This window comes from Sphingomonas sp. CCH9-E2 (assembly GCF_001557215.1).
Lineage (GTDB): Bacteria > Pseudomonadota > Alphaproteobacteria > Sphingomonadales > Sphingomonadaceae > Sphingomonas.
Window position 1 is genome coordinate 1 of sequence record NZ_LSJM01000029.1, and the last position, 899, is coordinate 899.

General features: G+C 72.5%; 1 protein-coding gene. It reads left to right on the forward strand.

The features are described from left to right. Positions 1–764, forward strand: a 764-nt coding sequence (locus AX681_RS01425) for a flagellar hook-length control protein FliK (RefSeq protein WP_197424208.1), incomplete at its 5' end; no start/stop codon positions are given. Positions 765–899: the final 135 nt, after the last annotated feature.

The following is an 899-nucleotide window of genomic DNA, read 5'->3' on the forward strand; positions in this document are numbered from 1 at the left end:
CGTTCGCCGCGTCGCTGGCACCCGCCTCGGATGTTCCGACGACATCCCCAGTTTCCATCCCGCTTCGCACCCTGCGCGCGGTTCCGGCCCAGGCCGAGCCGGGCGCAGGGGGCGGGGTCGCTGCGGCGGAGGCGCGGATCGACCGCGCCCCCGCCGCGGCACCCGAGCTTGCCGCGCGCGCGCCGGTCGCGCCACCGCCCGCGGTTCAGGCAGCGCCGGCGGCGCAAGTCTTTGCCGCTGCGCTCGCCGCGCCGCTGGTCGAGCCGCTCGACACCGCCGCGCCAGCCGACCCGGCCAGCCCGGAGGTCCAGCTGCTGCGCACGGTCGAGCTTCAGCGCACCACGGTGCAGGCGACCGCACAAGCCGATCAGGCCCCGCTCGATCTCAGCCGCGATGACTGGACCGGAAAGATGATCGAGCGCATCGCCGCGCTGCGCGAGGGGGTAGAGGCTGCGGACACCCGCATCCGGCTCGCGCCCGAACATCTCGGCACCGTGGACGTCGCGATCCGCCGCGATGGCGACCGCATCCAGGTGCATTTCACCGCCGAGAACCCGGCGACCCGTCAGCTGCTCGCCGACGCCGCGCCGCGCCTTGCCGAACTCGCCGAAGCGCGCGGGCTGAAGCTTGGCCAGTCGAGCGTCGACAGCGGCAGCAGCGATTCACGCGGCCAGTCGCACCAGCAGCCACAGCCTTCCACACCCGCCCGCCCGGCATCGGCGCGCGCGACCAGCGGCACCGCGTCTGATGCGCGGATTGCCTGAACCATCCTGAGGGGGATTTGAGATGAGCGATACCGAAGCAACCGCAGCGCCCGCCAAGAAAAAGGGCGGCGTGATGAAATGGCTGATGATCGGCACCGGTCTGGTCGTGCTGATCGGCGGCGGAGTTGGCGGCGG